Annotated in this window: 25 protein-coding genes and 5 pseudogenes; 18 read left to right on the top strand and 12 right to left on the bottom strand. The window is 67.5% G+C overall.

What is annotated here, in order from left to right; all coding sequences use genetic code 11:
* Positions 1-433: 433 nt before the first annotated feature.
* On the bottom strand, positions 434-1,735 hold the full coding sequence (aspS, locus tag B4589_RS08115; protein WP_079233796.1) for an aspartate--tRNA(Asn) ligase: 1,302 nt from the start codon (positions 1,733-1,735) through the stop codon (positions 434-436).
* A gap of 119 nt (positions 1,736-1,854) precedes the next feature.
* On the opposite strand from aspS, the gene B4589_RS08110 reads away from it, so the two are divergent.
* Positions 1,855-2,739: a hypothetical protein gene (locus B4589_RS08110; protein ID WP_079233795.1), complete on the top strand. Its 885-nt coding sequence runs from the start codon at positions 1,855-1,857 to the stop codon at positions 2,737-2,739.
* On the opposite strand, the gene B4589_RS08105 is transcribed toward B4589_RS08110, so the two are convergent.
* Entirely contained in the window at positions 2,736-3,437 is a 702-nt protein-coding gene (locus B4589_RS08105) for a phosphoglycerol geranylgeranyltransferase (protein WP_079233794.1), read from the bottom strand. The two genes, B4589_RS08110 and B4589_RS08105, sit on opposite strands and share 4 nt — an antisense overlap.
* A gap of 158 nt (positions 3,438-3,595) precedes the next feature.
* On the opposite strand from B4589_RS08105, the pseudogene B4589_RS08100 reads away from it, so the two are divergent.
* From B4589_RS08100 to B4589_RS08085, 4 genes and pseudogenes are all read left to right on the top strand, one after another.
* A pseudogene (locus B4589_RS08100) lies at positions 3,596-3,847 on the top strand (restriction endonuclease); the annotation flags it as partial.
* A gap of 177 nt (positions 3,848-4,024) precedes the next feature.
* Complete coding sequence (locus tag B4589_RS08095; protein ID WP_079233793.1) at positions 4,025-4,270, top strand: DUF433 domain-containing protein; 246 nt, start codon at positions 4,025-4,027, stop codon at positions 4,268-4,270.
* Positions 4,267-4,596, top strand: coding sequence for a DUF5615 family PIN-like protein (locus B4589_RS08090; RefSeq protein ID WP_079233792.1), 330 nt, complete (start codon positions 4,267-4,269; stop codon positions 4,594-4,596). The genes B4589_RS08095 and B4589_RS08090 overlap by 4 nt, the downstream gene beginning before the upstream one ends.
* 81 nt (positions 4,597-4,677) lie before the next feature.
* Positions 4,678-4,995, top strand: a complete 318-nt coding sequence (locus B4589_RS08085; protein ID WP_079233791.1) for a helix-turn-helix domain-containing protein — start codon at positions 4,678-4,680, stop codon at positions 4,993-4,995.
* Between the two features lie 330 nt (positions 4,996-5,325).
* Here the strand turns inward: B4589_RS08085 and B4589_RS18500 are convergent.
* From B4589_RS18500 to B4589_RS18490, 3 pseudogenes are all read right to left on the bottom strand, one after another.
* Positions 5,326-6,330: pseudogene (locus B4589_RS18500) on the bottom strand (topoisomerase DNA-binding C4 zinc finger domain-containing protein); the annotation flags it as partial.
* Positions 6,331-6,360: 30 nt separating this feature from the next.
* Positions 6,361-6,933, bottom strand: a pseudogene (locus B4589_RS18495) (LAGLIDADG family homing endonuclease); the annotation flags it as partial.
* 726 nt (positions 6,934-7,659) lie between these two features.
* Positions 7,660-9,444, bottom strand: a pseudogene (locus B4589_RS18490) (DNA topoisomerase I); the annotation flags it as partial.
* 90 nt (positions 9,445-9,534) lie between these two features.
* On the opposite strand from B4589_RS18490, the gene B4589_RS08075 reads away from it, so the two are divergent.
* Positions 9,535-9,945 (top strand): plastocyanin/azurin family copper-binding protein, encoded by a 411-nt coding sequence (locus B4589_RS08075; RefSeq protein ID WP_079233789.1) that lies wholly within the window; start codon positions 9,535-9,537, stop codon positions 9,943-9,945.
* Here the strand turns inward: B4589_RS08075 and B4589_RS08070 are convergent.
* Entirely contained in the window at positions 9,931-10,596 is a 666-nt protein-coding gene (locus B4589_RS08070) for a hypothetical protein (RefSeq protein ID WP_079233788.1), read from the bottom strand. The two genes, B4589_RS08075 and B4589_RS08070, sit on opposite strands and share 15 nt — an antisense overlap.
* Before the next feature lie 88 nt (positions 10,597-10,684).
* On the bottom strand, positions 10,685-12,100 hold the full coding sequence (locus B4589_RS08065; protein WP_079233787.1) for a serine hydrolase: 1,416 nt from the start codon (positions 12,098-12,100) through the stop codon (positions 10,685-10,687).
* Between the two features lie 87 nt (positions 12,101-12,187).
* On the opposite strand from B4589_RS08065, the gene B4589_RS08060 reads away from it, so the two are divergent.
* From B4589_RS08060 to B4589_RS08040, 5 genes and pseudogenes are all read left to right on the top strand, one after another.
* On the top strand, positions 12,188-12,931 hold the full coding sequence (locus B4589_RS08060; RefSeq protein WP_079233786.1) for a creatininase family protein: 744 nt from the start codon (positions 12,188-12,190) through the stop codon (positions 12,929-12,931).
* A 48-nt stretch (positions 12,932-12,979) separates the two neighbouring features.
* Positions 12,980-13,252: pseudogene (locus tag B4589_RS08055) on the top strand (winged helix-turn-helix domain-containing protein); the annotation flags it as partial.
* 154 nt (positions 13,253-13,406) lie between these two features.
* The gene (locus B4589_RS08050) at positions 13,407-13,709 is read left to right on the top strand and encodes a hypothetical protein (protein ID WP_079233784.1); all 303 of its coding nucleotides are present in this window, start codon (positions 13,407-13,409) and stop codon (positions 13,707-13,709) included.
* A 90-nt stretch (positions 13,710-13,799) separates the two neighbouring features.
* Positions 13,800-14,360: a hypothetical protein gene (locus B4589_RS08045; protein WP_079233783.1), complete on the top strand. Its 561-nt coding sequence runs from the start codon at positions 13,800-13,802 to the stop codon at positions 14,358-14,360.
* A gap of 188 nt (positions 14,361-14,548) precedes the next feature.
* Complete coding sequence (locus B4589_RS08040) at positions 14,549-15,181, top strand: hypothetical protein (RefSeq protein ID WP_217920455.1); 633 nt, start codon at positions 14,549-14,551, stop codon at positions 15,179-15,181.
* A 31-nt stretch (positions 15,182-15,212) separates the two neighbouring features.
* Here B4589_RS08040 and B4589_RS08035 read toward each other — a convergent pair whose 3' ends face one another.
* Positions 15,213-17,018: a S9 family peptidase gene (locus B4589_RS08035; protein WP_079233781.1), complete on the bottom strand. Its 1,806-nt coding sequence runs from the start codon at positions 17,016-17,018 to the stop codon at positions 15,213-15,215.
* A gap of 449 nt (positions 17,019-17,467) precedes the next feature.
* On the opposite strand from B4589_RS08035, the gene B4589_RS08030 reads away from it, so the two are divergent.
* From B4589_RS08030 to B4589_RS08015, 4 genes are all read left to right on the top strand, one after another.
* A complete protein-coding gene (locus B4589_RS08030; protein WP_079233780.1) occupies positions 17,468-17,860 on the top strand; it encodes a hypothetical protein in 393 nt (130 codons plus the stop codon).
* 4 nt (positions 17,861-17,864) lie between these two features.
* Positions 17,865-18,227 carry a hypothetical protein gene (locus B4589_RS08025; RefSeq protein ID WP_079233779.1) on the top strand — a complete coding sequence of 121 codons (363 nt, stop codon included), beginning with the start codon at positions 17,865-17,867 and terminating at the stop codon, positions 18,225-18,227.
* A 74-nt stretch (positions 18,228-18,301) separates the two neighbouring features.
* On the top strand, positions 18,302-19,780 hold the full coding sequence (locus B4589_RS08020) for an MATE family efflux transporter (protein ID WP_255246056.1): 1,479 nt from the start codon (positions 18,302-18,304) through the stop codon (positions 19,778-19,780).
* 59 nt (positions 19,781-19,839) lie between these two features.
* Complete coding sequence (locus B4589_RS08015) at positions 19,840-20,532, top strand: hypothetical protein (protein ID WP_079233778.1); 693 nt, start codon at positions 19,840-19,842, stop codon at positions 20,530-20,532.
* Position 20,533: 1 nt separating this feature from the next.
* Here the strand turns inward: B4589_RS08015 and gatB are convergent, their stop codons facing one another.
* Complete coding sequence (gene gatB / locus B4589_RS08010) at positions 20,534-22,018, bottom strand: Asp-tRNA(Asn)/Glu-tRNA(Gln) amidotransferase subunit GatB (RefSeq protein WP_079233777.1); 1,485 nt, start codon at positions 22,016-22,018, stop codon at positions 20,534-20,536.
* Between the two features lie 164 nt (positions 22,019-22,182).
* On the opposite strand from gatB, the gene B4589_RS08005 reads away from it, so the two are divergent.
* From B4589_RS08005 to B4589_RS07995, 3 genes are read left to right on the top strand one after another with little or no spacing between them, the layout of a single operon-like run.
* Positions 22,183-22,398: a hypothetical protein gene (locus B4589_RS08005; protein ID WP_079233776.1), complete on the top strand. Its 216-nt coding sequence runs from the start codon at positions 22,183-22,185 to the stop codon at positions 22,396-22,398.
* Complete coding sequence (locus B4589_RS08000; protein ID WP_079233775.1) at positions 22,395-22,796, top strand: PIN domain-containing protein; 402 nt, start codon at positions 22,395-22,397, stop codon at positions 22,794-22,796. The genes B4589_RS08005 and B4589_RS08000 overlap by 4 nt, the downstream gene beginning before the upstream one ends.
* A 44-nt stretch (positions 22,797-22,840) precedes the next feature.
* Entirely contained in the window at positions 22,841-23,263 is a 423-nt protein-coding gene (locus B4589_RS07995) for a hypothetical protein (RefSeq protein WP_079233774.1), read from the top strand.
* Between the two features lie 13 nt (positions 23,264-23,276).
* On the opposite strand, the gene B4589_RS07990 is transcribed toward B4589_RS07995, so the two are convergent.
* From B4589_RS07990 to B4589_RS07980, 3 genes are read right to left on the bottom strand one after another with little or no spacing between them, the layout of a single operon-like run.
* On the bottom strand, positions 23,277-24,068 hold the full coding sequence (locus B4589_RS07990; RefSeq protein WP_079233773.1) for an amino acid ABC transporter ATP-binding protein: 792 nt from the start codon (positions 24,066-24,068) through the stop codon (positions 23,277-23,279).
* Positions 24,065-24,781 (bottom strand): ABC transporter permease, encoded by a 717-nt coding sequence (locus B4589_RS07985; RefSeq protein ID WP_079233772.1) that lies wholly within the window; start codon positions 24,779-24,781, stop codon positions 24,065-24,067. Before B4589_RS07985 ends, B4589_RS07990 begins: the two co-directional genes overlap by 4 nt.
* A 2-nt stretch (positions 24,782-24,783) precedes the next feature.
* Complete coding sequence (locus B4589_RS07980; protein ID WP_255246055.1) at positions 24,784-25,707, bottom strand: substrate-binding domain-containing protein; 924 nt, start codon at positions 25,705-25,707, stop codon at positions 24,784-24,786.
* Positions 25,708-25,846 lie beyond the last annotated feature (139 nt).

Below are 25,846 nucleotides of genomic sequence, written 5' to 3'. Positions count from 1 at the left end.
CGTTCCTGTTCTTCCTTCTGTTCGGCTTAGTAGGGGGGTTACTTCTGTTTGGTGTGCCGGGCGGTATCCTTTTCGCCGTCTTGGGCGGTGGTATTGGGGCAGCACTCGGGAGCCAGATAGTTGATGAGCAAAAGTAATCACGGCAGCTTTTGCCGAGCTTAGTGTGTTCGTGAGGACCAGGCGTTGACCCCGATATTGATACAGACGCAGTAGCTACTTACCGAACCCGAATGCGTCGATCTGGAGTCGAAACTGAGCAACGGACTCGCGCTACCATCTACTGTTCCGCCAGACGTTGACGATCCTGCGGGAACACGAGAGACTCGCTTCGCTCGTTCCTCTGACTCCCGCTCGACAGTTGCTCCCTCGCCCTAGGGGCTCAGTCGCTGCCGGTTCCGCGAGACTTCGTCTCGCGTCTCGCCAGGTCTTCGTCCTACGGACTCAGACGCTGCCGGTCCCGCGGGAACAGGACGGCCTCCCGGATGTTCTCCAGCCCGAGCATCGTCATCACGAGCCGCTCGCCACCCATCCCCCAGCCGGCGTGGGGCGGCATCCCGTACTTGAACATCTTCGTGTAGTACTCGAACTGCTCGGGGTCGAGCCCCTGCTGCTCGAACCCCTCGACCAGCTTCTCGTGGCGGTGCTCACGCTGGCCGCCCGACACCAGCTCCATCCGGGGGTGCATCATGTCGAACCCCGTCGAGAGCGAGTCGTCGTCGTCCTGGTCCTTGATGTAGAACGGCTTGATCTCGCTGGGCCAGCCGGTGATGAAGTAGAACGTCCCGACGTCGTCGCCCAGCGCGCGCTCGGCCTCCGTCGAGAGGTCGTCGCCGAACACGAGCTGCTCGTCGAGCTCGCCGGTGGCGTTGACGCGCTCGATCGCCTCCTCGTAGCTCAGCCGCGGGAAGTCGCCCGCCGGCACGTCGAACTCCTCGTAGCCGAGCAGGTCGAGCTGCTCCTCGCAGTTCTCCGCGACAGCCTCGTACACCGAGACCACGATCTCCTCGGCGGCGTCCATCGCCTCGTGGTGGTCCGCGAAGGCCGACTCGAAGTCGATCGAGGTCGCCTCGTTCAGGTGGCGGGGGGTGTTGTGCTCCTCGGCGCGGAAGATCGGGCCGATCTCGAAGACGGTCTCGAGGCCGGAGCCGGCCATCAGCTGCTTGAACAGCTGCGGGCTCTGGTTCATGAAGGCCTCCTCGCCGAAGTAGGTGATCGGGAACAGCTCCGTCCCACCCTCGGTGCCGGTGGCGACGATCTTCGGCGTGTTGATCTCCGTTGCGTTCAGGTCGCGGAACGTCTCCCGGGCGGCGCGCATGACCTCTGCGCGGATCTCGAAGATCGCCTTGACCTCGGGCTTGCGAAGGTCGAGCGTCCGGTTGTCGAGTCGCGTCGGGAGCTCGGCGTCGACCTTGCCGGAGGGGTCGAGCGGGAGTTCGGGGTCGGCCTCCGAGATCACGTCGATCGACTCGGGGACGAGCTCGAAGCCGGTCGGTGCCCGCGGTTCTTCCTTCACGTCGCCGGTGACCGTGATCACCGACTCGCGGTGGACGTCGAGGCCGGTCTCGACCAGCTGGTCGTCCATCTCGTCCTTTTCGAGTTTGATCTGGAGTTTGCCGCTCTTGTCCCGGAGGATGAGGAAGGCGATGCCGCCCAGGTCACGGATCTCGTGGACCCAGCCGGCCACCGTGGCCGACTCGCCGGCGTCCACGTCCGTCGCGTAAGTTCGATCCTGCATGGGCGAGCGTTCGCTCGGGGCGTCTTTAAACGCCGCGTTTCTGGGGCGGAGCCGGCCCAGCGCGCCGCCGCCGCGGCCAACGGAAAGAGGTATAGTAACGGCGTTTCGTTACCCGATTCATGTCCCTCCACCGACGCGGCACGCTATCGCTTGCGGCCTCGCTCCTGACCGGCGGCTGTCTCAGCGTCGTCAGCGGGAGCTGTGACTCGGGGGTCAACGTCGAACTCCACCAGTTCGACCCGTTCGCCGAACTCGGCGGGCGGGTGGTCCGTCGCCAGCGGCGGATCGCGGCCGAGGCGATCGAGGGCGACGACCCGCGGGTGACCGTCTACCGCGCCGCGCCGTTCACGGAACCGACGCTCGTCCCCCACGACGGGGCGGTGTACCGCGTGCGCCAGCGCACCGTCGACAGCGTCGACGTCCCGGCGTTCGCGTTCTCCGTCGACTGGCATCTGGAGCAGAAAACTGCTGCCGGCACCAAGGGTGTCCGGTTCGAGGCGCTCCCCGAGAACGACCGCCGGGCGTTCCTGATCGTGGCGCCGCCGCCGGACGGCCACCCACCCGAGGGGTTCGAGGTGAACGAGTTCCCAGCGCCGTACCCCGACGGCGGCGACGGCTCGGTGCTGGTCGGGGGGACGTCGTGGGTCGAGTGGGAGGGGAAGACGGTCCGCGTCGACGTCGCCGACGAGCGGACCGACACGGTCCAGCGGATCACCTATGACATCGCGGCCGAACGCGTCGCCGCCGACGAGGCGACGTTTCGATCACACCTCGTCGAGGAGTACCTCGTCGACCTCTCGGACGCGCCCGAACCCCAACTGGAGATCCTTCGCGAGGCGCGCGGCGACGTTTACGGCGCGTGCGAGCCGCGATCGGACACGCCCGCGGCGCTGCGCGAGCGGTTGGCCGACGAGCCGACGCTCCCGGAACCCTACCCGGACGACTGGTACGTCGCGTTCGACGGCGAGCGCTCCCGGCTCTCGCTGACGGAGTGGGATACCTAGGCCTCTTTCGCGCCGTCGACGGTCTCCGCCACCGCGTCGACGCCCTCGTCGTGGAGGAGGTCGCCGACGACGACCGTGTCGGCGTGTTCGCCCATCCCCCGGGCGCTCTCGTAGTCGTGGATCCCGCCGCCGTAGAACAGCGTCGCGTCGTCGAGTTCCTCGGCCGCGGCCGCGACGGTCTCCGGGTCGCCGTAGGTGCCCGAGTACTCGAGGTAGACGATATCCTGCCCGAACATGCGCTCGGCGACGCCCGCGTACGCCGCCACGTCCTCGGCCGTCAGGTCGCAGTCGGCGTCGGTGTACGCCGCGACGGAGGCCTCGGGGTTGAGCACGACGTACGCCTCGGTGTGGGTGTTGGGCCAGTCGAGGTCGTCGTCGATCCGGGCCCACTCCTTGTGGGCGCCGGTGATCCAGAACGGGTCGCCCGCGTTGAGCACCGTGGGGACGAGGTAGCCATCGAGCGCGTCGTGCTCGATCACCACGCCGGGGTTGGAGGGCTCCTGGTAGATCGGCACGTCGTGGGCCGCGCAGGCGTCGACGACCCGCTGCATCTTCTCGCTGGTCACGTCCATCGTGCCGCCGATCTCGAGGGCGTCGGTGCCCGTCGCGGCGACGTCCTCGAACGTCTCGCCTTCACGTAGCTCCTTGTCGGGGTCCACCTTCAGGACGTGGTCCCACTCCGCCCACGGGCCGGTCATGGAGTCCGGTGTTCGGTCTGTGGCTAAAAAGGGCGCGGACCGTGGTTTGGTCCGCGGGAAGAGGCGCGGACCGTAGTTTGGGCCGCGGGAAGAGGCGCGGACCGTGGTTTGGGCCGCGGGAAGAGGCGCGGACCGTGGTTCGGGCTTACTTCTCGACCACCGAGACCGACCTCCTGCCGGCGCTGCGGATCATCGACCTCACCGAAACCGAGGCTGACCTGATTGCGGCGTTTGTCCCCGTCGTCGTCGACGAGGCCGACGGGCTGTCGCAGTACCGCGAGACGAAGGAGCGCGCCGACGAACTGGACGAGAAGATCAAGCGCACCGACGACCTGATCGACGAAATCGTGTACGAGCTGTACGGGCTGACCGAGGAGGAAATCGAGATCGTGGAGGAGAACGTGGCGTAGCGTCGTGGTGCGGTCGAGCCACTAGTGAGCCGTGGACACCGATGCTGCTCGCGAACGAGCGAAGCGAGTGAGCGCACTTTTGCTCCAGCTTTTGCGAGGAGCGGTGCGCCGCAGGCGCACCCGACGAGTAAAAGGTGGGGCCGGAAGCTTAAGTCCGAAAGCGCCCAATCTGCCAGTATGACCGAGATCGTCCACGACGACGACCACAGCGACGGGGCGCCGACCATCGGCGGCACCGGGATCCGCGTCGAGAACGTTGCCGACGCCTACGAGTACAGTGGCTACTCCCCTGACGAGATCGTGGACCTCTACCCGGTGCTGACGTTGCAGGACGTGCACGCTGCGCTCGCGTACTTCTACGGACATCCCGAGGAGTTCGACTCGACGCCGGAGGCACGAAGCGACGACGAGGCGCCGGCGTGATCTACGCCGACGAGAACGTCTGGCAGCCCGTCGTGGACGGTCTCGATCGTCGTGGGTGGGAGGTGACTACTGCGACTGCAGAGGGGACGCTCGGCTGGACCGACCGCGAGCACCTCCGCTACGCTACTGAACGTGACTGGACGCTACTGACGCTCGACGACGACTTCCTCCGACTTGCCGAGGGTGGCGAGTTCGATATCGACCACTCGGGGATCGTGTTCATCTCCCAGCACCGTCGCGATGTCGGTGAACTCGTTCGCCGTATCCACGCAGCGTTAGAGCGGAACGCGGACCGCGACCTCTCTGGCGAGATAGTGTACGCCTGAACTACCACTCCAGCGAAATCAACACCCCTCCCACTCGCGACCGCCCACACGCTTATTACGACTTATTACGAACTATTGCACATGCCCATCAGCATCGACCGCTTCGACGACGAACCCGACGACGTCCTCGACCTGCAGGAGGGGACCCAACCCTACCGCGTCCTCCAGTTCCTCGCGCGGAACGACGACCAGGCGTTCACCCAGACCGAGATCCACGAGGCCACCGACATCAAGCGCGGCAGCGTGGGTGCCGTGCTCTCGCGGCTGGAGGATCGTGGGCTGGTCCGCCACCGCGGGCGCTACTGGGCGATCGCCGAGGACGACCGACTCGCCTCCTTCGCAGCGCAGGCTGGGGCGAGTTCGGCGTCGACGACAGACGACTACTACGGCAACGAGTGACGCCGGAACGAGGCGCGGTCGTCAAGGAGGCCCGACCTGTTCGCGGACCACAACTACCGACCGTACGTCCGGCTCAGTGACGACAGCCATCCGTTCGGCGACGAGGAAGCGCTCTACGCCGCGGTCACGACGACTGAACGACCGGACGCGATCCAACTCCCCGACGAGGCGTTCGTCGCCGGTGGACTCCCGCGGGAGAGCTACGGGAACCCGTGGACGGTCGTCTCGATCCGACACGCGGATCTCGAAGAACGGGAGGGCCTGCTCGACGAGGAAACGACGGACGAGATCGCGACCGCCGCGGCCGACTACATCGGTGCGATCTGACGCTCAGTCGGCTTTCGCTTGCCAGTCACGCACCGACCCCGCACTCACGCCCTCGACGCTCTCGGCCAGGTCGTCCGGGTCCGCTTCCTTCAGCCCCTCGACGTCCTCGACGCCCGCTTCCGCCAGCTTCTCGGCGGTCTTCTCGCCGATCCCCTCGACGGTCTCCAGCTCCGAGTTCGCCTCGCGGGCCTGGAACTCCCGGTAGTTACAGATCGGGCAGCCCAGCTCCCACGGCTCGTCGTCGTCGCCGTGGACCTCCAGATGGGGGAGGTGGTGCTCCTCGCAGGTGTCCTCCGTCACCTCGATCTCGCCGCGGCGGGGCAGCGGCAGCGAGTAGTCACAGTCCGGGTAGCGCGTACAGCCGACCAGTCGGGAGCCTGAACGGAGCTGCTTGATCGCCAGCTCTCCCCCCTCATCCTCTCCACATTCGGGACAGGCGCCGATGATCCGGTCCGCCTCGGCGTCGGCCTCCTCGGCCTTGCAGAGCGGACAGCCGTGGACGAACGTCTTCCGCCCGGCGAGCATCTTCACGCGGCTGAGCCCGTGTTTCTCACACTCCTCGTCGAGGATCAGCGGCTTGCCCGTGGAGGGGAGCGGCAGCGTGTACTCGCAGTCGGGGTAGCCGTCACAACCGACGAAGTAGCTGCCGTAGCGGGATTTCCGGACGAGCAGGTCCTCGCCACACTCCGGACACGGCCCCAGGATTTTGTCGGCCTTCATCGACTTCCGCAGGTGGTCGCCGACCTCCTCGCGGGACTCCTGCAGTTCGTCGAACACGGTGTCCAGCATCTCGCGGGACTCCTCGGTCACTTCGTCGAACCCTTTCTCGCCGGCCGCGATGGCGCGCATGTCCGCCTCCAGCTGTGCGGTCATCTCCTCGCTGACGATGTGGTCGGCGAACTCCTCGGCGGCCTCGACGACCGCGTGAGCGAGCTGTGTGGGTCGGGGCGGGTCGCCCTCGACATAGTTGCGGTCGTACAGCTTCTCGATGGTGTTGTGGCGGGTGGAGTTGTGGACGACTACTCCACCCCCAACGGCGAAATTCGGGGCGTCGTCGTCGACTGTGAGGTCGTAAACAGGGCCGTCGTACTCCCGTTCCGTCACCTCTAGAACGGTCTGCCCGCTCGTTTTTCCGAGAACCGCACCGTATATCGACCCCTCGAACGCGCTCGCAACATACCGAATCGTTCTGTTTCCGTCGTGGCTCCGGTTGCTTCCACTGATTTGTTTCTCGAGGTAGTTCTCTCTGCGAAGTGCGCTGACAATACTCCCGACCCGACCTTCGGAAAGACCGAGTTCGGCAGCCAGTTCGCTGGTCGACCTCGGCTGCTCAACGGTCAGTTCGAGTATTCGTGCTTTGTGCCGCGTTACGTCATAACTCCGGAGTGCATCGAGCGCTCTATGGTACTTTTCGTCGATAGCCACCGGCATCTGGTCGAAGAAGCGCTCTAAGTTCTCTCGACCTCGGATGTGGAGCTTGTGCTGGGATTCCGCAAGTTTCGTCTCGATACCCCGGTCCTCGAGCATTTCTCCGACTCCGGCGAGCAGTTCATGGTTCGTGTTCGAGATGAACGCCTTTCGTTCCCGAGAAACGTGACCCTCGTCGTCCATCAGTGCACCAACGAACGATGGGACGTACTCGTCAGGCACGGCGGGACAACCAGAGTCTTCGACGGTTTCGAGCAGGTGATGAAGAATCCGGCTGACACTGGAGGGAACGTTCGCTTGATACTTCATCTGGTGATGAGACTCACGCCCCGGTCGATCGCTCACTGACGGACGTACACCGAATATCGCCTCGATGTCCGAAGCGAACCGCTCGATGAGTTGCTTATCGGTGTTGTGGTATCTCACGTCGACGACATTTTCGGATTCGTCGACGTGGACCGAACCGTCTCCGAAGAGATTTGCGAGCACCCGAGCGAGGTTGGGGGACCAGCGAATAGGGAAGGGATTCTCGAAGGTCACTCCCTCATTTAGTCCGTGTAGTTCGTCGGGACGAATCCCGGTTCGGCCCAGAACCCACACTGGAACGTCCCGGTAGCTGTTCTCCCATGCACTGATCTCCGCCCTGTCGATGTCGAGTTGGTCCGCAAGTTCTCGCTGGGTTTGCCCGGTTTTCGCTCGCGTTTCCGCGAGAGCGTCGTTGGAGTCGGTCCCGTAGAGCTTCGTCCATCGGTCGGACTCCGCCGCGAACGTTTCCCACGTCAGTACCGGATCGAGGCTGTCTGATTCGGTCTGGTCGGTCGTGGGACGGATGCTCAGTAGTTTGTCACCGGGTTCTACCTCCCCAGCTTGAACGATCTGTGTCCCTTCGTTCCGTACGTACAGCGGGTGGTCCGACGTGACCGAGAACGAACTGTTCGCCGTACGGAGGCGTACCACCTCTTCGTCCGGACCGAGTTCACGCTTGCTGACAAGCGTTCCCTCGGCTTCGATGGCTCGGTCTGTCGCCTCCTCGACAGAGATGGTTTTCGGTGCACCACTGGTCGTTGCGATTTCCGTATCACCGTCGGCGAGGACGACCTGTTCGTCCTCGAAAACCGCACTGATCTTCCGGCGCTTGATGTCGTTTCCGCTCCGAACGAGCACCTCTGTATCCTCAGTCAGACATTTCGTCCCAACCCCCATCTCCTCCATCGTCTCGATCAGCCGCGACTGGCCGTAGCGCCGCGGCGGTTGGGTTTCCTTGGCGTCGAGGTGGACGTCGCTGACCGCCAGCTCTTCGTCGCGCTCGACGTCCGGCACGACCGTCTCGTCGGCCGAGGAGTAGGGGTAGACCGAGTGGTACCCCTCCTCGAGCAGGCGCTTCCCGTTGGCCTTCAGCGAGAGGCCGCGCTCGCCGCCCGACGGAAGGCTCACCTCGCTCTCCACACCGGCGACGACGCGCAGGTGCTCCCATGTCGCCGACGGCGCACAGGTCGCGAAGAAGCGCCGCACGACCAGTTCGTACACTTCCCACTCGTCGTCGTCGAGATCGGTCGGCATCTCGCCGGTCGGGTGGATCGGCGGGTGGTCGGTCGTCTCCTCGTCGCCCTCGGTGGGCTCGATCGCCTCTTGCTCCAACAGCTCCTCGACGCTGTCGCCGAAGAACGTCTCCGAGAACGCTTCGAGCAGCTCCTCGGGGTCGAGATCGTCCGGGTAGACCGTGTTGTCGGTCCGCGGGTAGGTGATGTAGCCGGCGGTGTAGAGGTCCTCGGCGATGCTCATCGCACGTTGGGCGGAGTAGCCGAGCGAACTCGCGGCGCGGATGAACTGCGTGGTGTTGAACGGCGCCGGCGGCTCGTCGGTTCGCGTCCGGCGGTTCACCTCCTCGACGGCGGCCGCCGACGCGGCGGAAAGCGCCTCGTGGGCGTTCTCGGCGGCGGACTCGTCCCAGATGCGCCGGGCTTCGTTGCCGTCGTCGTCGAGGTAGAAGTACTGCGCCTCGAACCCCGAGCCGCCGTCCTTGGTGAGGTCGGCGAACAGCTCCCAGTAGTCGTCGGGGTCGAACGCCTGGATCTCGCGTTCGCGGTCGACCAGCAGCTTCAGCGTCGGCCCCTGGACGCGACCGACGGAGATGAAGTCCTCGCCGAGCTGACCTGCGGAGAGCGAGAGGAACCGCGTGAGTGCGGCGCCCCACACCAGATCCACAGTCTGGCGGGCTTCCCCCGCCGCCGCGAGATCGAAGTCGAGGTCGCCCGGGTTCGCGAACGCCTCCTGCACCTCGTTCTCGGTGATGGAGGAGAAGCGGGCGCGCTCGATGGGGACCGACTCGTCGACGCCGCGCACGATGTCGAACGCCTCCTTCCCGATGAGTTCGCCCTCGCGGTCGTAGTCGGTCGCGATGATCACGCGGTCGGCGTCACGGGAGAGCCGGCGGAGGGCGGCGACGATGGCCTCCTGGGTGGGCTCGGTCTCGATCGGCGCCTCGATGAGTTCGTGGGGTTCGACGTCCCGCCAGTCGTCGTACTCCGGCGGGAAGTCGACGCCGACGACGTGGCCCGAGAGGCCGATCACCCGTTTGCCCCCCCAGCCGTAGACGTTGACGCCGTTGACCCGCTCGGCGTCGGCGGTGCCGTCGCTGAGGATCTCCGCGATGCGACGGGCCGCGTTGTCCTTCTCGGTGACGATGAGTTCCATTCGCTACCCGTCAGTAGACTGCTCCCCGGCCTAAACGTTTCGCGCTCCGGGATCGGAAGGCAGTTCCTTCGCGCCTGCCCACGCTCGCGTATGCGCAACTCCCGCCGTGCGTTCCTCCGCCGCGGCACCGCAGCGATCGCGTCGGCGACCCTCCTCGCGGGCTGTTCGGGTGGCGACGCGACGACCGAGACGGAGAGCTTCGACGGACCGGTCGTCGAGGTCGGCCCGGACGGCCGGAACGTCTTCTCGCCGGGGACGAACGAACCGCTCCGCGTCGAGGTCGGGACCCGCGTCCGCTGGGCCTGGCGCTCGGCCAACCACAACGTCGCCGTCCGGGATCAGCCGGCGGACGCGAACTGGGAGGGGGAACCCGAGATCCACCACTCCGGCCACACCTACGAGTTCACGTTCGAGGTGCCCGGCGAGTACCACTACGTCTGTGAACCCCACGAGGGCATGGGGATGGTCGGGGACGTAGTGGTGGAGTCAGCCGAGGAGTAGCCGGAACGGGCGGGAGAGCCGTCGCGGCAGCCACCGCAGGAACGACGCGGCCGGCTGGACCTTCCCCCAGCGCGGCTCGACCGCCCGGTAGCCGCCGCCGTCGACACGCTCGACCTGCCCCCGCGTTTCGAGGTAGTCGAGCGCCGACGCCGCCCGTCCCTCGGCGAGACCGAGCGCGTCGGCGACCTCACTCGCTGTTCCTGGCTCGCCGCGTTCCCGCAGTTCTTCGTGGACCGACCCGAGCACCTGTATCCGGAGCATTGCTTCGCTGTTGCTCGCCCCGTCGAGGTCGGCGGCGTACTCGTGTGGCTCACGGCCGGCCCCCGCGCGCACCGTCGCCGCACCGTCGAGCACGAACCACCCACCGACGACCGCGAAGGCAGCGCCCGGGGCGACCGCACTGCGGACGGCGAAGTAGCTCCCGAGGACGACGACGCTGCCGCCGTAGGCGATCCACTCCGTTCCCTCGGGCAGATCGTACCGATCGTCGAGGTAGTTGTGGAGGCCGACCGTCCCGAACAGCACCGCGAGGGGGACCATCGCGTCCAGTGAGAACTCCGTCAGCCAGGCCAGCACCGCGAACCCGACAGCCGAGACGAGGAGGGTCCGGAGACCGTCGTTTCCGGGGAGAGCGAGGGATCGCTGGGCCATCGTTGTGCGTCTGGGCTGGCAGGTACTTAGACGTCCGGGACTGAGAGTAAACTGGATACAGCGATACAGAACTTCGGTACGTCGTGGATCAGCGCGCTTCCCGCAGCCGCCAGCGATCGATCAGCAGCGACACCTCTCCGTCCTCCACCCGAAACTCGGCTGGCTCACGTCGCCCCGCCGAGTCGACCGTCTCGTACTGGTACACCGTATCGGCGCGCTGACTCCCCGTTTCGTCGGGCTCCGCCGGGAACAGCACCGCCTCCCCGTCCTTCAGCGGGTGGTCGAAATCGACCCGAAGCGAGGCCCCGTCGCGCTCGACGGTCGCGCTCATCACGCCCTCGTACGCCGTGTACTCGCCCGCGAGTCGACTGTGACGCCGGCGCAGGCGGAAGAACGGCACCGACTCTGCGGGGTCCTCGCCCAGCGCCGCCGCGAGCACGCCCTCGCCGACGACGCCCAGCGGGAACGCCGGCGAGGTGTTCGCGGCCAGCGCGACGCCCAGCTGTTCGTCCGGGAGGAACCCCTGGTACGCCGAGGAGACGGTGATCGACCCCGAGTGGCCGAGGAGGGTCCGGTCGCCGAGGAACTCCTCGTCCCGGAACCAGCCGTAGCCGTAGGTGCGGTCCGGCCCTTCGCGGCCCGTGGAGCGGCCCGGCACGTCGACGTACCCCTCGTGTGCCCGCGCGAGCGTGTTCGCGTCGAGCAGTTCCGCGCCCTCGGCCTCCCCGTCGTTCAGTTGGAGCCGGAGGTACTTCGCCATCTCCGACACCGAGGAGAGGATGCCGCCGGCCGCCTGCCCGATCTCGCGGGTCGGGAGCGAGGAGGCCATCAGCCCGTCGTCGGTCTGGCGGTACTGAGTCATGTGGTCGTCGGCCATCGAGAACTCGTGGTCGTCGAACGTCGAGCGCGCCATCCCCAGCGGCTCGAACACGTGCTCGCTAACGTACTCGTCGAACGGTTTGCCGGTCAGCGACTCGACGGTCTCGCCCAGCAGCGCATAGCCCGTGTTGCAGTAGGCGAAGCGCTCGCCCGGCGGATCCGTTCGCTCGGCCTCGGCGGCGTTCACGTGGGCGTGGAAATCTTCCTCGTCGCCCAGCGCCACGTTCGGCGCGGGAAGGCGCAGTCGGCGCGCGAGCAGCGTCTCGCTCACCCCCAGCGAGGGGAGCCCCGAGGAGTGGGTCAGCAGGTGGTGCAGCGTGGGTTCGGGCTCGTCGAACGAGACGTCGGTGTACGCCGAGACGCGGTCGTCGAGGTCGCAGATCCCGCTCTCGGCCAGCTGGAGCAGCGCGACGCCGGCGAACGATTTCGTGCAGGAGGCGATCCCGTACAGCGTCTCCGGGGTGGCGGGGCGGTTCCCCGCGAGATCCCGGGAGCCGAACCCCTCGGCGAACAGGGTGTCGTCGGCGTCGGTGACGGCGACGCTGAGTCCGGGGAGGTTCTCGTCGCGGACGATCCGGCGACAGAGCCGGGCGATCTCGCGTTCGGCGTCGGCGTCGATGGACATACCGCCGCTCGGAGCCCCGCCCCGAAGAAGGTGCGGGGAGGATCGCCTTCCCGTAGCTCTTTGCCCCGTCGTGCCCCAGGGCTGCCCATGCCCGAGACCGACGACGACCTGGCGACGATGACGTGGGAGGACGCCGGAGAAGCCTTCGAGAACGCCGACGCCGCGCTGCTGGGGACGGGCAGCGTCGAACAGCACTCGGTCCACCTGCCCGTCTCGGTGGACACGCTCCGCGCGGAGCATCTGACGGAGGAACTCGTGAACGCTGCCGACGAGCACGACCTGCGGTTCGTCCGCCTGCCCACGCTGCCGTACGGGATGAGCGAGCACCACACGAACTTCCCCGGGACGATCACGCTCGACCCGCTGACGTACGAGGACGCCATCGTGAGCATCGGCGAGAGCCTCGCCCGCCACGGCGTCGAGCGGTTCGTGATCGTGAACTGCCACGGCGGCAACCGCGAACCGCTCTCGAACGCGGCCGACCGGCTGGTCCGGGAGTACGACCTCGCGACCCACTTCGTCCACTGGACGGATTTCGCCCGCGAGCGCCTGCAGGAGGCTTTCGGCGAGGGCTGGGGCCACGCCGGCGACCACGAGACAAGCGTGATCGAACACTACCGCCCGGATCTGGTGAAGAACGAGAAGAAACAGCCTCAGAACGCCAAGGCGATGCCCGAGACCGCCACGTACGGCTACTTCGACCGCGTGACCGAACTCGGCGGCCTGGGCGATCCGACGAACGCCGACCCCGAGGCAGTCGCCGAGATAGTCGACGAGGCGACCGACGACATCCTCGAGGCGCTGCAGGACGACATCGACGCCGGCTGGTAGCTGACCTCTGCGGTGTGTTTACAAGCCAACGCGGGAAACCCCTGAGCGATGGAGGGCGTCCTGTGGTACGTGCTCGCGAGCTCCCGGGGCGGCCCGACGCGGGTCCGCATCCTGCGGGCTATCGACGAGCGGCCGCGGAACGCCAATCAGCTCGCGGAGACGCTCGATCTCGACTACACGACCGTTCGCCACCATCTCGACGTGCTGTTAGAGAACAACGTGGTGCGCAAGAGCGGCGACGAGTACGCCGCCGTCTACCTGTTCACCGAACAGGTCAGGTCGAACTGGCACACCGTCGAGGAGATCCTCGACACGGTCGACCCGGACGGCCCGGAGTTGGGGGCGGAGAACGCCGATACGGGGACCGAAGACGATGAGTCGGGCGCTGAGACCGACGACGCGGGCACGGAGGAGCCTTGATTATGGACGAACTTTGGAACACACGTATGTCGGTGGAACGCCCATGGAGGCACGCATGAGCCGATGGCTCGACGTCGCCCGCATCCTCGCGGGCGTGAACATCGTCCTCCTGCTGGGGCTGGGGAGCGTCTGGCTCCGGAACTACCGCAGCCACGGCGCCAGCCACACGCTCGGCCTGCTTGTCTTCGCTGGCTTCCTCCTGCTCGAGAACGCCCTCTGGGTCGGGCTCTACGTGTTCCACGACGGCTTCGTCGGCTGGTTCCTCGCCACCACCACGGACGTCCAGATCGGGATGACGCTGCTCTGCGGGCTGGAACTGGTCGCGCTAGTGGTGCTCGCGCGACTCACCTGGACCTGATCCGGAGCCCCGGTCGACTCCCCCGTTTTCGGACGAATTTTGGAGTCAGTTCGGAAAACGGCCATACGCTCCCCAGTGCTATCGTGTAACATGGACCTATCCAGACGGAGGTTCCTCGGAACCGCAGTCGCCGGCACCGCGTTCGTTGCCGGCTGTACTGGTGACTCCCCGAACGACGGGGAACGAATGGCGACGGAGACGCCGACCGACAGTCCGACAGACGGTTCGACCGACACGCCGACCGGAGGGGGGTCGACGGCCACGGTACAGGTCCGCAGCCACCCCGACCTCGGTGACGTGCTGGTCGACTCGGAGGGGATGACCCTCTACATGTTCGACCAGGACACCCAGGGCGAGGGCGCGAGCAGCTGCTCCGGGAGCTGTGTCGACAACTGGCCGCCGCTCACGGTCGACGGCGAGGCTTCGGCCGGCAGCGGCGTCTCGGCCGAGCTATCGACGTTCGAGCGCGAGGACGGCTCGACACAGGTGGCCGCGGACGGCTGGCCGCTCTACTACTTCACGCCCGACGAGGAGCCGGGCGACGCGGCCGGCCAGGGCGTCAACGACGTCTGGTGGGTGCTCCGACCAGACGGTTCGGTGGTTCGCTCGTCCGGCGACGGGACGGGGACCGAAACCGAGGGGCGCTACTGAGCGGTAGCGCGACGCCGCGACGTTCCAGCCGTGACGTCGTTCTACCCAGTCGGGGCGCTCCTCCCGTCGACGCTATCGTGTCCGTACTCGGCGGCGATCTGATCGGCGTTCGACAGTGATCTATGAACCAGCACGCCGATAAGTTCGGGAAATCACCATATTCGTCCCGTGCGACAGTACGGATGCTCATGAACGTATCCAGACGGACACTGATCAAGACGGCCGTTGCAGGAACCGTACTGACCGCCGGCTGTGGCGGCGACGGGACGACCGAGACGGAGCCGGGAGATGGCACGGACACCCCGGATATGGGCGGGACCGACACGCCCGAGGGGACGGCGACAGAGACAGAAACGGGGACGCAGACCGACGGGACGGAAACGGAGACCGACGGGACGGACACGGAGACGACGACCGATGGGACGACGGGCGCGACGGTGCAGGTCAGCACCCACCCGGACCTCGGTGAACTGCTGGTCGACTCCGAGGGGATGACCCTCTACATGTTCGATCAGGACGCCCAGGGAGCCGGGGAGAGTAGCTGCACCGGCGGCTGTGCGGGGAACTGGCCGCCGCTCACGGTCGACGGCGACCCCGAAGCGAGCGACGACGTGACGGCCGAACTCTCGACGTTCGAGCGCGAGGACGGCGAGACGCAGGTGGCCGCGAACGGCTGGCCGCTCTACACCTTCGCGACCGACGAGGAGCCGGGCGACGCGAACGGACAGGGCGCCAACGACGTCTGGTGGGTGCTCGGCCCCGACGGCAGCCCGATCCGCTCGGGCGGGACTGCGACGCCGACCGAGACGCCCAGCGGCTGAGACGCGAGGCTGGCGGGCCGATCGCCCCGTCTCAGACGTGCTCGAGGAACGCCGCGATCCGCTCGAACTCCTCGATCAGGTTCTCGCGGTCGGTGGTGTGGTGGCCCTCGTCCTCGAAGATGCAGGTCTCGACGGGAATCCCGCGCTCCTCGACGGCCTCGGCGATCTGCTCGGCCTCGCTCACGGGAACGCGCGGGTCGTTCGCGCCGTGCTGGATGAACAGCGGGCACTGGATCTCGTCCACGTCGTGGATCGGCGAGATCCGTTCGAGCAGTTCGGGGTCGTCGAGGCTGCCGTACTCCGCGGCGCGGTGCTCGCGGCGCCACTCGCCCGTATTTTCGAGGAACGTCTGGAAGTCCGCGATGCCGACGAAATCCACCGCCGCGGCCCAGAGATCGGGGTACTGCGTGATCGCGGCGAGCACCATGAACCCGCCGTAGGAGCGCCCGTAGGCGATCAGGCGGTCGGTGTCCGCCGCGGGCTGGCGTTCGAGCCAGTTCACCGCGTACCGGACATCTTTTACCGAGTCGAGGCGCTTCTCCTGGTCGTCGAGGTGGGTGTACGTCTTCCCGTAGCCCGAGGAGCCGCGGACGTTCGGTTCGAGCACGGCGTACCCCCGGTTCAGGAAGTACTGCTTCGTCGGGTAGAACCACGGCCGGCGCTGGTGCTCCGGGCCGCCGTGGATGTCGACGATGACGGGGGCCTGCTCGTCGCCGTCTTCGTCGACGCTCTCGGGGAGCGTCCAGTAGGCGGGAATCTCCCGCCCGTCGAACGTCTCGTAGCGGACGGTCTCGGAACGCAGGAACTGCTCCTCCGGAATCCCGAGCGTTCCGGGGGTGGTCCAGCGCTCGGTGTCGGCGGATTCGGTATCGGCAGCGTAGACGGAGTACGGGTGGTCGTCGGCACTGAACTCGATCGCCGCACGCTCGCCGTCGGGAGCGAGTTCCACGCCGGCGACGACACCCTCCGGGAGGTCCGGTTCGGCGGTGTCGACGATCTCGCTCCCGTCCGACGAGAGCGCGCCGAGGTACGTTTCCGAGTAACCGTCGACGTTGAGGGTGTACGCCACGCGGCCGCTGTCGCTGTCGATCTGGAGCGTATCGACGTTCCACTCGTCGTGGCCCCGTTCGACGGTCTCGACGCCGCCGGAGTCGGACAGTTCCAGTCGGCCGACGTAGGCGGTCTCGGCGCCGTAGTCGGTGATCGCGTACAGATCGCCGTCGGGGCCGAACGCGACGTGGTGGTAGCGCGCTTCCTCGTCGGCGTCGGTCAGGCGCTCGGCGTCGCCGCTCTCGATGTCCAGCCAGTAGAGCACCTGGTCCGCGCTGGAGTTGGATTCTTGGAGGATCAGCGCGTCGCCAGCGGGGTGCCACGCGGCGACGCCGACGAACCCGCCCGTGCCCTTCCAGACGAGGTCGGCGGATTCTGTATCGCGGTGCTGGATGTACACGTCGAAGGTGTCGCCCTGCCGGCGGTTCGCGGCGAACGCGAAGCGGTCGCCCTCGGGCCCCCAGCCACCCCAGAGGTGTTTCGCCTCGGGGTCGTTCGTGAGTTGGGTTTCCTCGCCCGTTTCGAGGTCGTAGCGGTAGAGCTGGTCGCGCTCGTTGCTCCCCTCGTCCATGCCGAAGACGAGTTCGTCGCGGGTCGGGGAGGCGTCGACGAACGAGACGCGCTCGTCGTGGGCGGTCAGTCGCTCGGGGTAGGTAGCGGGTTCGTCGAGGCGGTAGACCTGCGGGGTGCCGGTGGTGTCCGCGAGGTAGGCGAGTGTGTCGTTGACGGTGAAGGTGGGCGTGTCGGTGCTGTCGATGCCGAGGTAGCGGGCGATGTCGTAGGTCATGCGGGTGTGTGGTGGGGGTTGGGGGAAAGGGGTTCGGGCGGGGGCTGTGTGTGCCGGGATTCTGTGTCGGCGTTTGGGGTCCTGTCGGGCGGTCATCTTCGTCTGCTCGTGTCTGATTTGGTTATTGTCTGTTCCGGGTCAGCAACACCGTGAAAGCCCCTGTCGGCTCGACTCCCGGGACTCGCTGCGCTCCTCGCTTCGCTGCGGTGCTTGTGTCGTCCGGGTTCGTCGAGCCGACAGCCCCTTTCAGTCCCACCCGACAGCACAGCCCACACGCCTCCCCAGCCGACTCACTCGGCCTCCGGCCTCGTTCGTCCCTCGCGCTCGGTTCGCGTCCGTCGACGCGAACGCTTCGCGCCACCGCACAGCCGCATCTGCTTCACAGCCGGAGACGACCAGCCCCGAAAGACGCCGCCACGATTAATTGTCTCACGACCGACACCGGAACCATGGACTGGAACCGCCCACTGGGCGTGGTCCTCGTGCTCGTCGGCGTCGCCCTCGCCGTCCCCGTCGCGCTGGAACCGCCGACTGCCGAGGCGGGCGGTCCCGCAGTCATCGGGGCTTGGATCGACATCGTACTGCGCGGCGGTGGCGGCCTCCTCGCCGTCGCCGTGGGCTGTATCGCCTTTCTTGACGGCCGAACACGACTCGCCGCGACGACGCTGACGGCGTACGCTGTCGTCGTGCTGGCCTATTTGGCCCGGATGCGCCAGATCGGTCCCGAACGACCGTGGCCGTACGTCGGACTCTGGCTGATCGTCCTCGTCGTCGCCGTCGCCGTGGTTCGACGCGTCGTCGAGCCGAAATCGGGCGCGTCGATGCTGGAGAGTGGGGGATAAGTCGGTGAAGACGGCCGAACTTCTCGGAACGGTGCTTGTCGCCGCGGGTGCGGCGCTAGCCACCTCGCTCGTCTACACCGTTCCGAGCGCCGAGGCGGGCGGACCAGCGATCGTGTGGCTCTACGGCGTGATCCTGCTCCGTGGCGGCGGTGGGCTGCTCCTTGCCGCGGTCGGCTACGTGACGCTCTCGTCCGGCCGCGTCCGACTCGGGGCGACGACGCTGACCGCGTCGCTCGTCGTCGTCGCGGTCTGGCTCGCCATACGGTTCCGCCTGCTCCGGGGCCTGTCGATGCCCGCGTTCACGACGCTTGCGGTCGTCGTCTTCCTCGTCGCGGTCGGCGGCGTCTATCGCTCGTTCGATCGATAACCGTCGTCGTCGAGAACCCCACCAGTTCGACCGCAACGGCGGGATTTATCGGCTCCCAACACCACCGACCCCCCGTGAGCGACGACGCCCGCGTCGACATGACGACCGGCGCGATCACGCCCAAACTGTTCGCGCTGTCGTGGCCGCTGGTGCTGGGCAACCTCGTTCAAACCCTGTACAACCTCGCGGACATGTTCTGGGTCGGGCGCGTGAACGCCGAGGCCGTGGCGGCGGTGTCGCTGATGTTCCCCACCTCGTGGATGTTCGTCTCGGTCGCGATGGGGATCACCGCCGCCGCGGTCGCGCTGGTGTCGCAGTACGTCGGCGCCGACGAGCAGCGGAAGGCGGATCACGCCGTCGGACAGACCGTCCTCCTGACGGTCGCCGTCGGCCTCGCGCTGGCGGCGATCGGCTTCACGATCCGCTACCCCCTCGTCTCGCTGATCGGCGCGCAGGGACAGGTGTTCGACTACTCGATGGCCTACCTCGAACCGATCCTCGCGGCGATCCCGTTCACGTTCCTCTTCTTCGCGTTCCGCGCGGTCCTGCGCGCGGCCGGGGACGTGCGGACCGCGATGTGGCTGGTGGTGCTCTCGGCGGGCGTGAACGTGATCCTCGACCCGTTCCTGATCCTGGGCTGGACGCTCGTCGAGGGAGCCCCGATCGTCGGTACCGTCGCCTTCCCCGCGATGGGCGTTCGCGGCGCGGGGATCGCGACGCTGATCTCCCGCGTCCTCGCCGCGGTGGTGGGGCTCGCGCTCCTGCTCCACGGCGGGTGGGGCGTGAAGCTCCGGGTTCCGGACCTGAAGCCCGACCCCGAGGTGCTCACGGATCTGGTCCGCATCGGCGTCCCCGGCACCGGCGACGGCCTCGCCCGCTCGTTCGCGGCCGTGTTCTTCGCCGCGCTGGTCGCGCGGTTCGGCCCGGTCGCGACCGCGGCCTACGGGATCGGGATCCGGCTGATGTCGGTCTCCTGGACCGTCTCGGGCGCTGTCGGGCAGGCGACCGCCACGGGCGTCGGGCAGAACCTCGGCGCCGACACGCCCGAGCGCGCCGAGGAGGTGGCCTGGAAGGCGACGGCGGCGACGATGGCGTTCCTGTTCGCCGTCGGCGGGCTGGTGTACGTCTACCCCGCGACGGCGATCGACCTGTTCGTCGACGAGCAGGCCGTGATCGACGCCGGGGTCGTGCTCCTGCGCATCCTCGCGCCGTTCTGGGCGTTCATGGGCGGACTGATGGTGATCCAGGGCGCGTTCCGCGGCGCGGGCCAGACGACCCAGGCGATGGCGCTCTCGCTGGCCTCGCGCTGGCTGTTCCGCGTGCCCGTGGCGGCGCTGCTGGCGTACTGGCTGGCGTGGGGGGAGGACGGGCTCTGGTGGGCGATGGCGTTCTCCGGCGTGATCACGTTCGCCATCGGCGCCGCGTGGTTCAATCGCGGGAACTGGCAGGAGGGCGTCGTCGACACGGGGGCAGACGTGGACGTGAGCGAGCCGAGTGACGCCGTCGCCGGCGAGGATAGCGGCTCGCCGGCACAGGGAGCCGGCGAGGACTGAGTGGCGACACGCGGTCCCCGTCGGGAAACTTTTCTGCTGCCCGTCACGATCCGCCCTGCATGCGCCCTCCAACGCGACGCGAACTCACGGTGCTGCTCGCTCTCCTGCTGATCACGGTGCCGATCTGGACGCCGCCACTCGACGTGACGGGACCGGACTACCGCTATCAGGCCGCGGAGCTCTCGACGCAGGACGGGAAACTGGCCGTCGACGTGCCCGACGGCGACCCGCTCGACGGCGCCGAGGGGATCGACTGCTTCCACCGCTCGTTCGACTTCCCGCGGCGGTGTCTCTACGACGGCGGCGCGCTCGACGGCAACGTCACGGGAGTGAATCCAAACATCCTCGGCGTCTCCGGCCCGGCGGCCGCCGGTGAACTCACCCGGCGCACGGGCGAGGAGTACGTGATGCTCGGCGACGTGATCTACCGCCGGACGACGACGTTCGTCGACGCCAACGCCTCGGTCGGGCTGACCGTCGAACTCGGCATCGAACGCGTCGACCCGGGGACGGCGCTGGAGGACGTGGCCCACGAGGAGGTCTCCGACGCGGCCAGAACGGCCATCGAGGACGGATCGGTCACGACGAACGAGCCGATCGCGGACGCGAACGAGGTACTCCGTGTCGACGGGGAGTACTACGTCGTCTACCAGGACTCCCGCCAGCGATCGTACCCCGAGAACCCCGGAACGGAACGCCTGTTCGAAGCGATCGCTGTCGGCGCGGGCGCGTGGCTGCTGCTCCGAGACTGAGCTACGACAGTCGCTCCCGCAGCAGTTCGTTCACCTGCCCCGGGTCGGCGGAGCCGCCGGTCTTCCCCATCACCTGCCCGACGAGGAAGTTCAGCGCGCCCTCGTCGCCGGACTCGTAATCCTCGACGGCGCCGGGGTTCTCCTCGATCGCCTCTTCGACGGCCTGCTCGACTTCCCCGCCGCTGGCTTTCCCGAGGTCCTCCGCCTCGATGATCGCCTCGGGGCTCTCGCCCTCGTCGAGCATCCGCCGGAGGACGACCTCCTCGGCGTTCTTCGCGGTGAGCTCGTCCTCGGCCACGAGGCGGATCACGTGTTCGATCTCGTCGAGGCGACCCGTGATGTCGGCGACGGCCATGTCGCGGTAGTTGAGTTCGCCGAGGAGGTTGTCCGCGACCCACGTCGCCGCGAGGTCGGGTTCGAACTCCTCCGCGAGCTGCTCGTACAGATCCGCGACGGATTTCCGGGAGGTGAGCTTCGAGGCGGCCTCCTCGCTGAGCCCGTACTCCTCGCGGAAGCGCTCGCGGCGGTCGTCCGGGAGCTCCGGGATCGGGATGCGCTCCTTCCAGTCCGAGACTTGGAGCGGGGGGAGGTCGGCCTCGCGGAAGTAGCGGTAGTCCTTCTCCGCCTCCTTCGAGCGCATCGAGACGGTGACGCCGCGGCTCTCGTCCCAGTGGCGGGTCTCCTGTTCGACCTCGCGGCCGCGCTTGACGGCGTTCTTCTGGCGGGTGATCTCGTAGGCGAGCGCCTGCTCGGCGCCCTTGTGGCTGGAGATGTTCTTGACCTCGGTGCGGTTCGCGTCGTCCCGCGCGTCCTCGTCGAGTTCGCCGTCCTCGCCGATCGCGTCGGCCGGCACCAGCGAGATGTTGGCGTCGACGCGCAGGCTGCCGTCGCGGGTGGCGTCGAACACGCCGAGGTACTCCAGCACCTCCTCCAGCTTCGCGAGGAACGCTCGGGCCTCGTCGGGCGAGCGGAAGTCCGGCCGGGTGACGATCTCCATCAGCGGCGTGCCCGCGCGGTTGTAGTTGACCAGCGTGTAGTCGGCGGTGTCGATGTTGCCGCCCTCGTGCTGGATGCTGCCGGGGTCCTCCTCCAGGTGGGCGCGCCGGACGCTGATCGCGCGGCGTTCGCCCTCGACGCTGACCTCCAGTTCGCCGTCGGCACAGATCGGCGCGTCGTACTGGGTGAGCTGGAACCCCTTCGGGAGGTCGGGGTAGAAGTAGTTCTTCCGGTGGAACGTCGTCTCCTCGGGGATGTCGGCGTCGAGCGCCTTGCCGATCTTGACCGCCGACTCGACGGCGGCCTCGTTGAGCACCGGCAGCGCGCCGGGCAGCCCGAGACAGACCGGGCAGGTGCGGCTGTTGGGCTCCTCCTCGTCGGCAGCGGTCGTCGAGCAGTTACAGAAGATCTTCGTGTCGGTCTCCAGTTGGACGTGGACCTCCAGCCCGATGACGGCCGCGAGCTCCCGATCCGCGAGCGCCTGACTCATTGCTGCAGAATTCTTCAGGTTCGTGGTTAAGCGTGTCGGGAGACGAACGGCGCCGCGGGACCGGTCACCCGCGGCGGCGGGACGGCACTGCGGGACCGATCACCCGAGGTGCCGTCACATGCGTCGTCGTCACACTTTTGCGTCAACGACGTAAACGAGAACGTATGGGAACGAAGCAGATGCGCGTGAGTGAGGAGCTCTACGCCCGGGTACAGTCCGAGAACCGCGACGACGAGACGCTCGCGGAGACGCTCGATCGGCTCGTCGGCGGCTACTCGCTGACGGAGTTCGCCGACGACGCCGCCGAACTGAATCTCGACGAGAGCGTCGAGGAGGCGACTGACGGTGCGGTCGGCGCGACCCCGCCCGGCCACGAATGATTCTGGATACGCAGTATCTCGGCGCGCTGGTCGACGGCGACGCTGGGGCCCGGGAGAAAGCGACCGAACTCGACGCGAAGCCGGTGCCGACCCGTGTCCCGACAGCGGTCGTCTGGGAAGCGTACACGGGGATCGGCAACGCCGACATCGACGCGGCTGACGAACTCCGTGCGCTCTACGAACGCCTGCTTGCGAGTCGCTCGACGCTCGACCTCGCTCCCGAGGTTGCCCGTCGAGCCGGCGAACTCAACGGCGAACACCTGCGCTCCGACGAGCTGGCCGAACTCGACGGCGCCGACTCGGTCGTCGCCGCGCACGGACTGCTACTCGACGAGGCGGTGGTCTCGAACGACGCCGACTTCCGGGACGTGGACGGACTCGACGTCGTCACGTACTGAACGTACCGTCGCTCCTTTGAGGAACGCGGTCCGAGCGGAGATCGATGCACCGACGCCAGGTCCTCGCGTCGCTCGCGAGCGGTGGCAGCCTCCTCGCGGCCGGCTGTGCGGTTCCCGGAACCGAGCCGGGCCCGTTCGACTTCGCCATCGTGAATTTCCGCCAGCAGTCGTTCCACGTCGCGTTCACCCTCCGGCACGACGGCGACGTCCTCGTCGACGGCGCCGTCGACGTGGCCGCCCGTCCGTCGGACGAGGAGTACACCGTCCTGCGGTTCGCCGACCTCGATCGCGTGACCAACGGCGACACGATCGACGCGGAACTCACGGTCGACGGCGAGCTGTTCGAGACGAGCTACGAGGTGACGTGCAACCGCAGCGAGAACGCGGGCAACGAGCTCTACTTCCGGATCCGCGATCCCGAGGCGACGACGGACTCGGGGATGGCGTTCGCCGGCGACGAGTGTTGAGCGCGCGCCGCGCTCAGTACACCAGTTCGCCGGAGATGAACTTCCGGGTCCGCTCGTCGCTGGGGTTCTCGAAGATCGTCTCGGTCGGCCCGATCTCGGTGAACCCGTCGCCGAGCAGCACGCCGACGCGGTCGGCGACCCGCTCGGCCTGGTGCATGTCGTGGGTCGCGACCACGACGCCGATACCGCGGTCGCGGGCCTCGGCGACCGCCTCCTCGATCAGCCCCGTGTTCCGCGGGTCGAGGTCGGAGGTCGGCTCGTCGAGCAGGAGGTAGTCCGGCTCGTACGCGAGCGCCCGCGCGAAGGAGACGCGCTGGGCCTCCCCGCCCGAGAGCGAGTCCGCCTCCTGGCCGATCTTCTCGCTCAGGCCGACGATGTCGAGGGCGTCCTCGACGGCCTCGGGCGTCTCGGTCGAGCCGACGAGCCCGCGGAGCTGGTCCCGTAGTCGGTCGTTCCAGCCCTGCCGGACCCGGAGGCCGTACTCGACGTTCCGCTCGACGGTGGCGTCGAACAGGCTGGCCTCCTGGAACACCATCCCGATCCGGCGCCGGCGAGCCAGCCGCGCCTCCTCGCTCAGCTCCCACACCGCATCGCCGTCGAGTTCGACCCTCCCTTCGTCGGTCTCGGACTCGGCGTCGCGCTCGTTCGGCTGGAGGAACAGCGCGAGGATCCGCAGCAGCGTGGTCTTCCCGACCCCGGAGGGGCCGATGATCCCGACCACCTCGCCCTGATCGACCGACAGCGACACGTCGTCGACGACCTGCTCCTCGCCGTAGCTGTGGGAGACGCGGTCGAGCCGGATCATCGGTTCATCGCCCCCTCGTCACCGAGCCGGACGACGATCGCGTTCACCGTCAGTACGACCGTCACCAGCACCGCCCCGAGGATCATCGCGGTGTCGTACTGGCCCTGCCGGGCCTCCAGCTGGATCGCGGTCGTCAGCGTCCGCGTCTGGGAGATGCCGTCGGCGCTGGTGATGTTCCCGCCGACGATGAGCACCGACCCGACCTCGCTGATCGCGCGGCCGAAGCCCGCGAGCACCGCGGTCGCGATGCCGTAGCGAGCCTCCTTGATCACCACGAGCGCCACGTCGAGCCGCGTCCCGCCGAGCGCGCGGGCGGCGTCGCGGACGTTCTCGTCGACGCTGGTCAGCGCCGCGAGGCTGATCGCGGTGATCGGCGGCGTCGCCAGCACGAACTGGGACATGATCATCGCCTCCTTCGTGAAGATGAGGTCTGCGGCGCCCAGCGGCCCTTGGTTGGAGACCATGAACAGCACCACCAACCCCACGACGACGCTGGGAAAGCCCATCCCGGTGTTGATCACCGACTTCACGAACTGCTGGCCCGGGAACTCGGTGAACCCCATCACGAGCGCGACGGGGATGCTGACCAGCGTACTCAGCACCACCGCGGTACAGCTCACGTACAGCGAGACGAAGATGATGCTCCGGACGTACCCCTCCTGGAAGGGGGTCTCGATAAACAGCGGAAGCAGTGCGACCGGATCGAGCGGCACGCTTACTGGCTCGAGGAGTTGCTACTCCAGCCTTCCGGCACGTACTGCTGGAAGTCGGGGTCCTCCGAGAGCGCCCGCGGGAAGAACAGCTGCTCCCCGTTCATCGTGTAGTTCGAGATGGCGTCCTGCGCGCTCGGGCTGGTGATCCAGCCGATGTACGCCATCGCGAGGTCGTAGTTGGCGTTCTCGTGGACGGCGGGGTTGACCGCCAGGATCCCGTACGGGTTCTCGAGCAGCTCCGGCCCGCCCTCGATCGGCCCCTGGACGAGGATCGTGAGGTCGATCTCCGAGCGCTGGGAGATGAACGTGCCGCGGTCCGACAGCGTGTAGGCGCCCTGCTGGTTCGCGTTGTTGAGCGCCTCGCCCATCCCGGCACCGATCTCCTGGTACCAGTCGCCGCCGGGCTCGACGCCCGCTTCCTCCCAGATGTTGAGCTCCTTCGTGTGCGTGCCGGAGTTGTCCCCCCGGGAGACGAACGCCGCCTGCTCCTCCGCGATGGTGGCGAACGCCTCCGCCGCGGAGTCCATCCCCTCGATCCCGGCGGGGTCGCTCTCGGGCCCGACGATCACGAAGTCGTTGAACATCAGGTCCCGGCGGTTGATCCCGTACCCGTTGCGCATGAACTCGTCCTCGAGCCCGCGCGCGTGGACCATCACGATGTCCGAGTCGCCGTTGCGTGCGGTCTCGAGCGCCGCGCCGGTCCCCTGGGCGACGGCGTCGACGGTGACGCCGTACATCTCCTCGAACCCGGGGTGGATCTCGTCGAGCAGCCCCGTGTCGTACGTGCTCGTCGTCGTGGTCAGCGTCAGCGTCTCGCCGCTGACGCCGGCGCCGCCCTCTTCGTCCGACCCAGTGAGCTGTGTACAGCCGGCCGTGCTCGCGATCGCGGCAAGACCGACACCCTGTAGGAACTTTCGTCGTTGCATCGTACACGACATAACGAGGGATGTGTCAAAAGCGTTGGCCTCCTGGAGTAACCATTTAACGTTACGTGTTACCGTGTTACAAGGGTATCTTCGGGCTCCGTGACGGGGAGCAGTTACGTCTGCTGCCGTCACCAACGCT

Source organism: Halolamina sp. CBA1230 (assembly GCF_002025255.2).
Lineage (GTDB): Archaea > Halobacteriota > Halobacteria > Halobacteriales > Haloferacaceae > Halolamina.
This window is presented reverse-complemented; position numbering and strand designations above follow the sequence as displayed.

Coding starts and splice junctions, on each gene's coding strand:
- aspS (WP_079233796.1), bottom strand. CDS start 1,735: ATGCAGGATCGAACTTACGCGACGGACGTGGACGCCGGCGAGTCGGCC.
- B4589_RS08110 (WP_079233795.1), top strand. CDS start 1,855: ATGTCCCTCCACCGACGCGGCACGCTATCGCTTGCGGCCTCGCTCCTG.
- B4589_RS08105 (WP_079233794.1), bottom strand. CDS start 3,437: ATGACCGGCCCGTGGGCGGAGTGGGACCACGTCCTGAAGGTGGACCCC.
- B4589_RS08095 (WP_079233793.1), top strand. CDS start 4,025: ATGACCGAGATCGTCCACGACGACGACCACAGCGACGGGGCGCCGACC.
- B4589_RS08085 (WP_079233791.1), top strand. CDS start 4,678: ATGCCCATCAGCATCGACCGCTTCGACGACGAACCCGACGACGTCCTC.
- B4589_RS08075 (WP_079233789.1), top strand. CDS start 9,535: ATGCGCAACTCCCGCCGTGCGTTCCTCCGCCGCGGCACCGCAGCGATC.
- B4589_RS08070 (WP_079233788.1), bottom strand. CDS start 10,596: ATGGCCCAGCGATCCCTCGCTCTCCCCGGAAACGACGGTCTCCGGACC.
- B4589_RS08065 (WP_079233787.1), bottom strand. CDS start 12,100: ATGTCCATCGACGCCGACGCCGAACGCGAGATCGCCCGGCTCTGTCGC.
- B4589_RS08060 (WP_079233786.1), top strand. CDS start 12,188: ATGCCCGAGACCGACGACGACCTGGCGACGATGACGTGGGAGGACGCC.
- B4589_RS08050 (WP_079233784.1), top strand. CDS start 13,407: ATGAGCCGATGGCTCGACGTCGCCCGCATCCTCGCGGGCGTGAACATC.
- B4589_RS08045 (WP_079233783.1), top strand. CDS start 13,800: ATGGACCTATCCAGACGGAGGTTCCTCGGAACCGCAGTCGCCGGCACC.
- B4589_RS08040 (WP_217920455.1), top strand. CDS start 14,549: ATGAACGTATCCAGACGGACACTGATCAAGACGGCCGTTGCAGGAACC.
- B4589_RS08035 (WP_079233781.1), bottom strand. CDS start 17,018: ATGACCTACGACATCGCCCGCTACCTCGGCATCGACAGCACCGACACG.
- B4589_RS08030 (WP_079233780.1), top strand. CDS start 17,468: ATGGACTGGAACCGCCCACTGGGCGTGGTCCTCGTGCTCGTCGGCGTC.
- B4589_RS08015 (WP_079233778.1), top strand. CDS start 19,840: ATGCGCCCTCCAACGCGACGCGAACTCACGGTGCTGCTCGCTCTCCTG.
- gatB (WP_079233777.1), bottom strand. CDS start 22,018: ATGAGTCAGGCGCTCGCGGATCGGGAGCTCGCGGCCGTCATCGGGCTG.
- B4589_RS08005 (WP_079233776.1), top strand. CDS start 22,183: ATGGGAACGAAGCAGATGCGCGTGAGTGAGGAGCTCTACGCCCGGGTA.
- B4589_RS08000 (WP_079233775.1), top strand. CDS start 22,395: ATGATTCTGGATACGCAGTATCTCGGCGCGCTGGTCGACGGCGACGCT.
- B4589_RS07995 (WP_079233774.1), top strand. CDS start 22,841: ATGCACCGACGCCAGGTCCTCGCGTCGCTCGCGAGCGGTGGCAGCCTC.
- B4589_RS07990 (WP_079233773.1), bottom strand. CDS start 24,068: ATGATCCGGCTCGACCGCGTCTCCCACAGCTACGGCGAGGAGCAGGTC.
- B4589_RS07980 (WP_255246055.1), bottom strand. CDS start 25,707: ATGCAACGACGAAAGTTCCTACAGGGTGTCGGTCTTGCCGCGATCGCG.